Origin of the sequence: Sinomicrobium pectinilyticum, assembly GCF_003725735.1 — a bacterium.
In the GTDB taxonomy this organism is placed as follows: Bacteria; Bacteroidota; Bacteroidia; order Flavobacteriales; family Flavobacteriaceae; genus Sinomicrobium; species Sinomicrobium pectinilyticum.
This window is the reverse complement of record NZ_RJTM01000107.1, coordinates 38,157-50,548: the sequence shown is the minus strand read 5'-3', so window position 1 is coordinate 50,548 and position 12,392 is coordinate 38,157. Positions and strand designations below refer to the sequence as shown.

Below are 12,392 nucleotides of genomic sequence, written 5' to 3'. Positions count from 1 at the left end.
TTCCGAAGATAAATTTTGGAAAAACTAAAACGGGTACGAGCACATTTTGTTTTACACAAAATCACTTAAATGTTCGTTTGACTCTTAATTTTTCACAAAAAATCTTAAATAAATCTTAAAAAACATAGCTAATATATGATTTTTTTTATGTCTACAAAATAATTATTTCATTTTCCCATCCCGGAATTCTGCCAATGTTCCTAAAATTAAAGGCCGTTTTTTCTCTGTAGAATAGAGAAAAAACGGCCTTTAAGGTTTGGTCAGTCCGAAAGGCTATACGCGCCGTTAAGACTGGAATACTCAGGTTTTAGCTTTCTGATAATGTCCCTCATCGGCATCAGACTCCGTGGTTTCTATTACAATAACAAAAGGTTTTTTTACAGGGGTCATCGGTTTGTAATGAACAAAATATTCATTGCGATGTATTTCTTCTATAGTGATGTCGCTTTCGGGTTGCTCCAACAGATATGCTTTATCCGGTCTGGTATTGTCGGGTACTTTTACACGAAGCGCCCCTGACACCGGCATATTGAATACTACCATATATTTTTTACCGGTTTCCCGGTTTACGGTATAATATCCCCAATCTTGTTTCTTCCAATCCAGGTACCCGCATCCATAAACCACCTCTTTATTTACATCCATCCAGGCTCCTATTTCCGCTGCCAGTTTTGTTTCTTCCGGGCGTATATTTCCCTCACCGTCAGGCCCGAAATTAAGAACAAAATTGCCATCCAGTGATACGGATTTAACGAGCATCTCTATCAGTTCGTTACTCGTTTTCACATGACCTTTCCAATCGGAGTGATACCCCCATTGATTCTCCGGAATGGTCATCACACAATCCCAGTCATTTCCGTGAATATCTTCTATCGTTTCCGGTATTTTTCGTTCCCAGCCCTGTTCGTAATCTCCCATCATATCGCCATTGGTATCGAAGTGGCGATTGCCGTTTTCATCGGCCCGGAAACGGCTTCCTATGATCAGGCCGGGGATCATTTCACGCAGTTCCCTGCCCAATTCGTCTGCAAATTCCGCCTGTTCTATCCAGGCTTTGTCCCAGCTGCCGTCAAACCAAAGCCCTTTGGTGGAGGGATAACGTTCCAGTAATTCCACCAACTGGTTCCTGGTAAAGGTCTTGAAATCTTCATATTCCTTCCTGTCGGCCTCAGTTTTCAGACTGCTTCGGTAACCGGGGTGGTTCCAGTCTATAATGGAAAAATAGAGATATACATCAATACCTTCGGCATCGTAAGCATCGACCAGTTGGCCGATAATGTCCTTTTTATACGGGCTTTTGGCTATGGTATAATCCGTGTACTTACTGGGCCACAAGCAAAAGCCGTCGTGGTGCTTGGTGGTGATGATCACATATTTTGCTCCCATTTCCTTAGCTTGTTTTGCCCATCCCCTGGCATTGAATTTCTCCGGATTGAATTGCTTGTAGAGATTATCATAGGCTTCTTTGGGCATTTCTTTCCATGAGCGTATCCATTCCGCAGCCCCGGGATAGTATTTACCTTCCCAATGCCCGCCGGGGATGGCGTATACCCCCCAGTGGATAAACTGCCCCAGACCGTAGTTCCGCCAGGTTTGCATTTGTTTATCAGTTCGTTTTCCCAGGCGATGGGCTCCATGTTTCAGCGTTATGGAAACCCGTTTCTCCGGTTTCGTCTGGGCCATGGTCGCTGTCGTAAATGCAAAAAATGCTGTTAACACATAAATAAACGGTGATCTTCTCATATTTTCTTGTTTCTTTTTGGTACGGACCGGTTCCGGCATATATTCCGGAAACCGGACCGTTGTTATTTGTTTCTTTATTTCAGAGTGTTCATTTACTTCACTGTACCAGCCATTCCATTTCATCCGAAAGGTCTTTTCCTTTACTTTTCCCTACTGCCCTGATCTTGTTTTTACCTTTTTGCAATTCCACCTCGAATACCCAATGCCGGGAATTCACGCCCTGTTTCCCGGAAACTTCTTCTCCGTTGACAGTGAGTGTTAGGGTATTGAGATTGGAAAAGACCTGTACGCGGGTATGTAATTTGGTGCGTTGGTCATCCCTGCGATTGGCGAGGTAGATCATGGGCTCCGGGTTCCAGTTGGCCTTGTACCAGTAAAAGGAATCTTTTTTCCGTTTGCGGTCAAAGGTGATCAATCCTTTCAGGTTCCGGGCATTTACACCGCCGCGGTTCCACATGGGTACGGCAAATTCGAACATATTCCATAAATAGGAGGCTGTGATATAGGGGTGTTTTTCAATGATCGCCCATTGCTGAATATGGGTTTCGGTCTGGTAGTTTTCAGGGAAAAATTTACCGCTTACGGGATTGCGGTTTTCCGGTAAATCTTCGGCGCCCTGGTCCATATTTCCATCGGCACCGTATTCGGCGAGGACAACCTTATAAGCGGGATATTCTTTTTCCAATCCGCTTACCCAGTTTTCGAGATCGTCTATTTTTCCTTCATACCAGCCATAATAGCGGTTCATTCCCTGTACATCTCCTGCCAGGTTTGCCGGCCTGTCCATTTCACCGTATCCGCTTACGGCACCTGTAAGCCTGTCCGGATCATTGGTTTTAGCTATATTGTTGAGTTCGCGCGTCAGTACGGCGACATACTCATCCGGATTTCTGGAGTACACCTCGTTATGCATGCCCCAGATGTATATGGAAGGGTGATTGAAGTTTTGCCGGACCAGTTCGGTCATCTGTTGCTTGGCATTGGCAGCTTCTTCCAGGCTGTAATTATTTACAAAGGGAATTTCGGCCCAGATAAGAAAGCCCATTTTGTCAGCCAGGGAATAGATATTATCGGATTGCTGGTAGTGTGCCAGCCGGATGGTAGTAGCCCCCATTTCCCGGATGAGTTCCATATCCTCCTTTTCCTGTTCGGGGGAAAGGGCATTGCCGTATTGCCAGCGGTCCTGGTGACGGGTTACGCCATACATGGGATATTTTTTACCGTTCAGGAACATCCCTTCTCCCGCCCTTAATTCGAACTTTCTTATCCCCAAAGGTTGTGTTACGGCGTCTGTTTCTTTTCCATCCCTTTTTACGGAAGTGGTAAGGGAATACAGGTAAGGGTCTTCCACGCCCTGCCATAAACGGGGTGACCTGAGGGTTAGTTGTTGCTCGGCAACTGTAATTCCCTGCGGACTTACGGCTACTTCTTTTTCTTCTTTGGCGACCTGTTTTCCTTCGGCGTTTCGGATAACGGTTTGCAGTATAACCTGTTTTGTTACTCTTTCCTTGTTTTCGAGTTTTGCTTTGACGGTTATATCTGACTTTTTACCGGATACATTCTTTTGTGAGATAAAAATACCGGGAGAAGCATGGTCGGTAACCGTGATGTTTATTTTGTCGGTAACGATCAGGTTGACGGGACGGTATATTCCCCCGTATATGGGGAACAAAAAATGATTTACCGGGAGGACATCGGGTCTTGCTTCATTATTGACTTTAACTTCGATGTTATTGTCTTTACCGTAATCCACACTATGTGTAATTTCGAAAGCAAATGCGGAATAGCTTCCCTTGTGCTCCCCGATAAACCTGCCGTTTACATAGAGGGACGCTACGGAACCAACACCCTCAAACCTGAGAAAAAGCCTTTTTCCCTTCCATTCTTTGTTGACATGGAGTTTTTTACGATAGAAGGCATCCCCGGTATAGAAGTTTTTTCCGAGTTGCATATCTTCTTTATTATAAGAATGCGGTACTTCTACTTCTTCCCATTCCCGGCTGATAAAGCCGATACTTTTATCATAATCTTTTTCTCCTTTTTTGAATTCCCAGTTTTTATTGAGATTAATAACCTCCCTGCCCTGGGCATATCCGCCGGAAACATAAAGGATACTTATGGCAATAAAAACAGCAATTCTGCGGACAGACAGGTCCCTGCCATTACACTTTGACATTAGACCGGTCCGGGTTACTTTTCTTCTCAGTTGATAATCTTTTATTCTCATGTTTACGGTTACAGTATTTTCAGTCAGGTTATTTCTTGCAATATAAAATAATTCTAAAAATGGGTTCGAACACAATATACTTATATCTCCGTTTGTTTGTCAAATTAAGGCTCTCCCTCCGGATCAGGAAGAGGAGAGCCTGTGAAATAAACTAACTAACTCAAAACTCAAATCGAGTATGAGACTTTTATCTGCCTTCCTATTCCCGTAAGCGGGATGGGGGGCAGTTTTCCCGGGGTCGAAAGTTTTATTTCAACTATTCGTCCCGTAACAATGTAAGGTCTTCTGCCGGTGCCGGCAGGTTCAGTGCTTCAATTTCGTCATATACGCTTTCGGGTACGGGCAATCCCCATTTCCGGAAGAAACCGGTAAGGTCGTTACCGGATACACTACATGATTTCAGCATAAAATACCGCATTTTGTCATTGTCATCTCCCGGTTCCGGGTTTTCTTCCCTGGTTTCTTTGTGCAGCTGAATATAAAAATCGTCCCCGTAGGCCAGCCATAGCTGGTGGAACAGGGCCATACGTACACCATTGGAAGCTGCTGAAGTATTAAAATCACGATCTTCATCCGGCAATGCCAGGAAAGTTTCTACGGCGGGCCATTCGTTATTCGTGCTTACCCTGGAAGGCGACAACCCGAATTCTCTTTCAGCTGCAAGAGCGTAGATATTTACCGTAGATTCCACTACTGCAGACCAGGTCCAGGCAGCCTGCTGGTGTACATGCCCGGCTTCGTGCCACGGTCCCCAGCCATTGGTACCTCCCAGTTTTTCGGGCATCAGTAATCTATCTATAACGCCCTGGGTAAAATACAGGGCTATACTTGCCGCCATATATCCCCCGGATTCCGGGTCACGCACGGTAAGCAGGAACCTGTAATCCCGGTTTTCGTGAACGGGAGCCGATCCGTCCAGGCCGCTTATTGCCGCCTCAGCCTCCATAATCCTGTCCAGGTAGTCGCACATCAGGTCCTGGTCTTCGTCTTTATGAGTGATGGCGTCTTCTACTCCAACAGTGAGCATGGTATGATCGGTAACGAACATGACATCCCTTACATCCCCGAAAACATCCAGCATCTGTAACCACTCACCCTTTGTGGTTTCTCCTTTTACATAATAAGGCACTTTTTTAAACCCGTCCCCGAATTCGATCTCTGCGGAACTGTTGGGGTCTTCGGTAGTGACGTAACGAACGTAAACTGTTCCGCCGTATTCATCGGCTATAAAGGTGTTTTCCCCTTGTTCTACGTCGTAATACGTCCGTATGGGCCTTACGTTATCCCGGAACGGGGTTCCCACCACGACCTGTGGCATCCGGTTCCCGGTAAGCTTATTGACTGTTACTTTCAGGGTATCGAAAGGGTCAACATGAAACCCGGTAGGTAACATGTCATTGTGATTCCCCCGCTGTGCCAGGCGTTCCTTTACCTGGCCCTGGGTAGGCCCTTCTTCGAATGTTTGCAGACGACTGGCCCCGAGCGATTCTTCAATCGGAATGCTGTCTCCCGGTTGCGGAAGGTCGTCTCCCGTTCCCGGGGGAAAATCACAGGACGCCGCCAAAACGGACAGGGCTCCCCAAAACAATACGTTTTTTACTCTTTTTGTGCAGGTTTTCATGATTTGTGGTTTTTTATTTGGTCACTACTTATTGAACTCATCTTCACTTTTCCCATTGGCTAATCTTCTTCCACAACTATGGAGGATGTCTTGTCGTTGAAAGCGGATAAGAAGGAGACATTCCCCGTGGTTACCTCGTAAGATTCCCCCGTAAAATTATCTTCGGAATAAAGGGTGACTTTAAGACCGAGGGGCACTCTTACGGAACTGATATCGTTGTCTATTCCTCCCAGGGCTACGAGCTGACTTGTTGTGTATGATCCCGCTTCGAGTTCTACTCCCCACCCGTTATAACTGGAATGCTGGTACACTCCTGCTTTGGTTTCCGGGGTATATTCGCCATTTACAAATTCAAAAGAATAGGTATGGGTTTTAATGGTTCCGTTTTGCATGAGCAGTTTTATTTTCAGCTCATACTGCCAATCTCCGTGGTCCTGTATTTCCTGAACCGGCAAGTTTATGTTATAGGTATTACCACTCAAAACCAGACCTCTCCAGCCTACGGAATTGTAATCTTTGTTTACTCCTGACCCTTCATTGTTCACGTTGGGATCTAACCAGAACAGTATATCGCTTACGGTCTTGTCACTGGTAAAGCTGCCTTGTACATGGAGGCTCTGGGTAGCATCATCAAAAGTCAGCTGCGGACTGGCCGTGGTTGTAGCCCCTTCGTATATGCCAGGTACCGGTGTAGATTGAAATATCTGGTTCCTGTTGAGGATTGCACAGTCTACTTCAGTGATAAAGGTAGGCTGTCTTCCGAAAGTGGTGTTCCCCGATCCCATCAGAGAAGTCCCGAGAGATTGCTGTTCGGAAACTGTTGCTTTATTGTGGGAAAGTCCCAGTCCGTGACCGAGTTCATGGAGCATTCCCCCGATATAGTTCGAAGAAGTTACGGGAATCTCTTCTACTTTGATATTGGGATTATCCAGGGCAAAACAGCTTCTCCCGGAACCGTAGAAAGGCTGACTTCCGCCATCCGTCCGCTCCGGAAGGATGATAAGCGTATGCTCACTGCTGAAATCTTCCGGGTGAGCCTGTTTGTAGGCATTGATCTCACTGATAATGGTACTCCCGCTTCCGTAATCGTACGTAGCCTGGTCGTGTTCTCCCTGAATGGTAACCAGCTTAACGCGATTATTTATGGTATCTACAGGAAGACCGAAAGTTTTCTGACCGAAACCGTTACGGTCCATTTCCGACTTTACATAGTCCTGAAAATAGATGAGAAGTTCACTCAAACGTTCTTCGTAATCTGTTACTGCCGGGTTATCGGTAGGAACAAAATACACGATATTCAGGTTTTCCGGGTGCGTTACAAACCCGGGGGTTGGTTCTTCCGGGAGAACGCCGTCTTCTCCTTCCTCCGGAAAGTCACAGGAAACAGCAAACAACAAGGCAATCCATAGCACTGCGGACAATGTCCACTTATACATAGTTTTCATAATTAAAGGATTTTGGTTAATAATTAAGGTTAAAGAATTTCATGGTATTAATTGGATTCCCAGCCCGGGTTTTGTTCCAGGTTCGGGTTGAGTACCAGGTCTTCTATGGGTATGGGGAACAGGTACTGACGATCATCCCAGGTGCGGCCTTCGGGCAGTACCTGATAGTAGGGCAAAATATACCCTTCTCCACTTAGAAACACATCTGCTCCCACCACAACTCCGGGGAATTGCTCCTGTACGAATTTGATGCCTTCCACCGGTTTTTCGAGAAATTTCCCGGCTTTCCACCGCATCAGATCATCCCACCGGAAGTTCTCAAAGGCCAGTTCCACACGTCTTTCCCTTCGGATTTCCCGGAGTACGGGTTCGGGGACATAATCGCAATACGTAGCATAATCGTTGTCCAGTGCCGGATCGGCAGGTATATTACCGAGATTAAGCGCCGGCATGTTTACCCTGGACCTTACCCGGTTTATCGTTTGATCTATAATATCCTGCGATAGCTGTCCCAGTTCGTATTTGGCTTCGGCATAATTGAGCAAAATTTCAGCATAGCGGAATACAGGAGCGGCCTGCATACCATTCGTTAGCCGCCCCCAGTCGTCCGGCTCATTAAAGAACCATTTGCCAACCCGGTATCCCGTAGGGCATTTGTTCCCGCTAAGGCCGGGAATATTGGGCAAGGGGGCATTATCGGCTCCCATTGCCCCTTCTGCCAGGGCATATTCCCCGAAATTACAGATGGTTTGCCTCAACCTGGGATCGCGATTGAGCATTTCCTGTTGTATGGAATCTTTCCCCTGGAACAGCGGGCTGTTGGCTATAGGTTGCCCGTCAATACACAGATAAGAATCTACCAGGGCCCTGGTAGCTCCATGTCGATGACGTAAATTCTGGGCGTAATACCTGCTGAAGGCTACACCCAGATTTTCATTGGCACTGTATTCTTTCCATAAAATAATTTCTGGGTTATCGGCATAGGAATACTGCGCAAAAAGGTTGTGGTAATCTTCATTGATATTCCCCGTGGTATATATGGAATACCCGGCATTCATCAGTTTTTCGGAGGCATCGGCACTGGCTTCCAGAAATGCCGTTCCTTCCAGGCCAAGTTCGGTATGATATTTCCGGTAGGTTCCTTCAAAAAGGCCTATGCGCGATTTCAGATGTAAGGCTACATCCTTATGGATCCTTCCCGGTTTTTGTGCTCCTTTTTCAGGGAGATAACCAATAGCCTCATCAAGCAGTTTCATTACGGAATCCATAACTTCTACCCTGGGTGTTCTGGGTGCATACAGTTCTTCTGAATTGGTTTCCAGGACATGGGTATACCACGGTACATCTCCGAAGATCTTTACTTTTTCATAATAGTCCCAGGCTTTAAAGAACATTACTTCCCCCAGGTATACATTCCTCACATCGGGATCTACATCGCCTCTCAGGTAATTATCGAGAAAATAATTGAGTTTTCTCATGTTTCCCCAACTCCAGCCTCCGCTGCCACTACCCCCGGTAACATGGCCGTTATATTCGTTGGCAGCTACCCTGGAATAGGAATCGGGTGCAGCATTGTCGGTAATAACATCCCCGTACGGAATAGTGGCTTCGTTATAGCCATAAGGGCTAACGTTATTTTGACCCCAGCCATAACTAAAACCACGGATATACTGGGCATAAAGATCATTGCAATACAATTCCAGGTCCTGCTCCGTCTGCCAGAAGTTTTCATCCGTAACTTCATCCAGTGGATACCTTTCCATAAAATCATCGTTACAGCTACCCGCCAGGAGCCCGGCACATACCGTTAAGACTATATATAATTTCTTCATTTGGAAATATTTTAAACGTTGTTAAAAGGTTACCTGCAGGCCAAGTGCAAAAGACCGCATCATGGGGTAATCGGCACTCATGAGTTCGGGGTCAAATACATCAGGGACTTTAGTATATTCCCAGATATTGTAGGCGGAGGCGGATAAACGCAATCTTTCTACCTTTATCTTCTCACTGATCTCCTGTGGCAACGTATAACCCAATGCCAGGTTTTTCAGGCGTATATAGGCTGCATTTTGTATAAACCTGCTTTGTACCTGCCTGTTGGCTGCTTTGTTTTTATATACGGGGAAATGAGCATCTCTTTGCTCGGGTGTCCAGGTATTGTTATAAATCTCCCAGGTCCCTGCCCCGTTGGACAATCCTCCCCAGTACAGACTTTGCGAACCATCTATCCAGTAATCTCTTTTCCCAACTCCCTGAAAAAAGATGTTCAGATCGAAATTTTTCCATAAAGCGTTCATATTCAGGCCAAACTGGTATCTCGGGGTGCTGTTTCCTATTATTTTCCGGTCTCCGGGATTTTCCACTGTCTGTTCTCCCGGGCTTATCTCACCGTTACCATCCAGGTCGGCATAACGAACATCTCCCGGGAACCACTGGGAATTGAGTAAATGCTGACTTGGAGCGGCTTCTATCTCTTCCTCAGTCTGAAAGATCCCGGAAGTCTCATAACCCCAGATCTCTCCCATTTTTTGTCCTTCGTATAAACTACTCAATAATTTATTCGGGTTCCCGTCAAAAGTCACGACCTCGCTTTGATAATCCCAAAGGTTCAGGGCCACATCATACCTGAAGCCAGATTCGAACCGGTCTTTCCATCTCACTTCCAGTTCCCAACCTTCGGTTTGCATAGCTCCCGAATTCTTTGTAGGTGAGGACGCTCCCAGAACAGCCGGGAATTTATCGCCTGCTATCAGTATATCTGTGGTTTTTCTCCTGTACCAATCAAAAGAAAGATCGAGTTTATTACCCAATAGTGCCATATCCACCCCGAAATCCAGGGTCGTGGAAGTCTCCCAGGTAAGATCGGGGTCCACCAGTCCGGGAGGTGTAATGCCTATGGGACGTACCCCGTTAAGCATGTGCTGTACCTGTGAAACTGTTCCGTATGAAGGGATATAGATATAGTTGTCTACGTTCTGGTTACCAAGGCTACCGTAACTCGCCCTGAACTTCAATTCGTCAAATGTTGGTTTTAAGAATCCGGTGAAAGATTCTTCCGAAACCCTCCAGGCTCCGGAAATGGAAGGGAAGAATTTAAACCTCCGGTCTTTCGGGAACCTGGAAGTGCCGTCATAACGCCCGTTGGATTCCAGCAAATAACGATTGTCATAATTATAGGTTATCCGGTAAAAAGCTCCCCTTACGGCCCAATGGCTTTCGCTATCATAAGCATATTCATTTCCGGTAGTCTGATTGATTACCGGAATATTAGGCGATAAAATTCCCTCTCCTCTTCCCCTGAGATGTTCGTACCTCAACCATTCCTGGTTAAACCCGGCCAACAGGGAAATATCGTGTTTTCCCAGCGTAGTATCGTAATTGGTGTAGACATTCAGGGTATACTGATCTGTGCGATCACTCGTTTTATCGATGTAAGACGGGTTGGTATGGGAGTTTATAAGATTGTTCCAATCCGTATCCACACGCAATAATTCGGGCAATACTTCTTTTTGTCTGTAATTCCTGGACATATACGAAAAATCCGCTTTCAGGTTCCATCCTTTCAAAAGTTTTATGGTAGGAGCTATTTTCATAAGCAAGCGTTCGTTCATGCTTTTTCTGTTCGATCCGTAACTCATAAAGGACAGGATATTATCCGTATACATCTCACCCACGGGAGAATCTGCCGGGGTTTTTATGGGCATATTGATATTCCGGAAAGGTTCCTGCGCCATAGCATACCACCAGCTACCTTTTCCTGCCGGACTAATGGGCTCTTCATATATGGTATTATTCCAGGAGATCTGGTAATCCATACCGAGCCAGTCCGTGATTTCGGAGCCTACATTAACCAATACATTATACCTTTTGAACTTATCCGTATTTATTTTATAGATCCCTTCCTGGTCCTGGTAGCCCAGGGATATCATATAGGTATTTTTTTCCGAACCTCCCCTCAGGCTCAGGTTGTGCTTCATCATGGGTGCGGCATTGCGTACCGCTTCGTCATATGGCCTCGTATTCGCTACCCATATTATACTCCCTCCCGGGCTCATTATATAAGGCGGATTCTCCTCCGGATTATCCATATATGCCTTAATGGCATTGAGTTTATCGTACATATCTCCGGAAGGGGTACGGTTTTCATACTCCACCGCTTTTATCGCTGCATCCTGTATGGTATAGGCATCCAGGAGGTCCGGACGGGCAGAAGGACGGTTAAACTGGAAAGAAGTACTGTACGTGATCTGCGGTTTTTGTGACCGCCTTCCTTTCTTGGTCGTTACCAGTACCACACCATTAGCGGCACGGGCACCATAAATTGCTGCCGAAGCAGCATCTTTCAGAATACTTATGCTTTCGATATCTTCCGGGTTGAGCATGTTAATATCCATTTGCACTCCGTCTACCAGTATGAAAGGGCTACCGGACTGAAATTCATACTTACTGTCATCAGAATTATATTGGAGTGAAGTCCCTCCCCTGACATTAAAAGAAGGTGTAGCATTGGGGTTCCCGCTAGGTATACTGATATTGAGGTTGGGAAGCACGCCCTGTAAAGCCTGCCCCAGATTTGCCACGGGCCGGTTTTCAATGGCTTCTGCCGTTACCTGGCTCACGGCCCCGGTGAGGTTTACTTTCTTCTGGGTTCCGTATCCTACCACAACTACTTCTTCGAGGTTGGAAACGTCTTCCTCTAAGGTAACCTGTATTTCCGTTTGTCCCTTTACCGGGATCTCCCGGCTTATAAAGCCCATATACGAAACCAGCAATACCGCATTTTCACCGGAAACGGTTAGAGCATAATTCCCGTCAAAATCGGTTTGTGTGCCATGTGTCGTTCCCTTCTCCACTACATTGGCTCCGGGCAGGGGCATGCCTTCGGAATCTTTTACCGTACCGGATATTTCTATGCCTTGCACAACCGGAACGTTAGTACCGGTTTCGTTAGTTTCGGGTATTTTTGCCGGTTTTTTACGAACAACTACCTGCCTGCCATCCAATTCGTAAGTAAGATCGGTCTGGCCGAATACCCGGTTCAGGATATCCTGTAATGTAATGTCTTTTGCCGTAAAGGAAACCTGTTTGTTTTCATCTAAGGTGCCATCCTTATAAAAGAATATGTACTCGCTCTTTTTTTGTATTTCTTCGAATAAATATTTTACCGTAACGTTTTTGACATCGATATCCATTCGCGTCTGGGCGGAGGAATGACTTGCATAAACCGAAGATAATCCGATGCCGATAAAAAGAAGAAAAATTCTCATCGCAGTCCACAAGTACCTCCGTAAGGGAAATTTCCCCCGGGAGCCAAGGTTAGCATTTTTATTCATACTTTTGTCGTGTTTGTTGATTA

6 protein-coding genes are annotated in these 12,392 nt (G+C 45.9%); all 6 read right to left on the bottom strand.

The window, feature by feature from the left end; all coding sequences use genetic code 11:
• Positions 1-300 precede the first annotated feature (300 nt).
• Positions 301-1,743, bottom strand: a complete 1,443-nt coding sequence (locus ED312_RS15605) for an alpha-L-fucosidase (protein ID WP_123217006.1) — start codon at positions 1,741-1,743, stop codon at positions 301-303.
• 97 nt (positions 1,744-1,840) lie between these two features.
• Positions 1,841-3,919 carry a glycoside hydrolase family 2 protein gene (locus ED312_RS15600; RefSeq protein WP_123217005.1) on the bottom strand — a complete coding sequence of 693 codons (2,079 nt, stop codon included), beginning with the start codon at positions 3,917-3,919 and terminating at the stop codon, positions 1,841-1,843.
• A gap of 307 nt (positions 3,920-4,226) precedes the next feature.
• The gene (locus ED312_RS15595; RefSeq protein WP_123216949.1) at positions 4,227-5,591 is read right to left on the bottom strand and encodes a M60 family metallopeptidase; all 1,365 of its coding nucleotides are present in this window, start codon (positions 5,589-5,591) and stop codon (positions 4,227-4,229) included.
• Between the two features lie 59 nt (positions 5,592-5,650).
• Positions 5,651-7,036 (bottom strand): beta/gamma crystallin family protein, encoded by a 1,386-nt coding sequence (locus ED312_RS15590; protein ID WP_148044311.1) that lies wholly within the window; start codon positions 7,034-7,036, stop codon positions 5,651-5,653.
• Between the two features lie 47 nt (positions 7,037-7,083).
• The gene (locus ED312_RS15585) at positions 7,084-8,868 is read right to left on the bottom strand and encodes a RagB/SusD family nutrient uptake outer membrane protein (RefSeq protein ID WP_123216947.1); all 1,785 of its coding nucleotides are present in this window, start codon (positions 8,866-8,868) and stop codon (positions 7,084-7,086) included.
• A 21-nt stretch (positions 8,869-8,889) separates the two neighbouring features.
• The gene (locus tag ED312_RS15580) at positions 8,890-12,369 is read right to left on the bottom strand and encodes a TonB-dependent receptor (RefSeq protein ID WP_123216946.1); all 3,480 of its coding nucleotides are present in this window, start codon (positions 12,367-12,369) and stop codon (positions 8,890-8,892) included.
• Positions 12,370-12,392 lie beyond the last annotated feature (23 nt).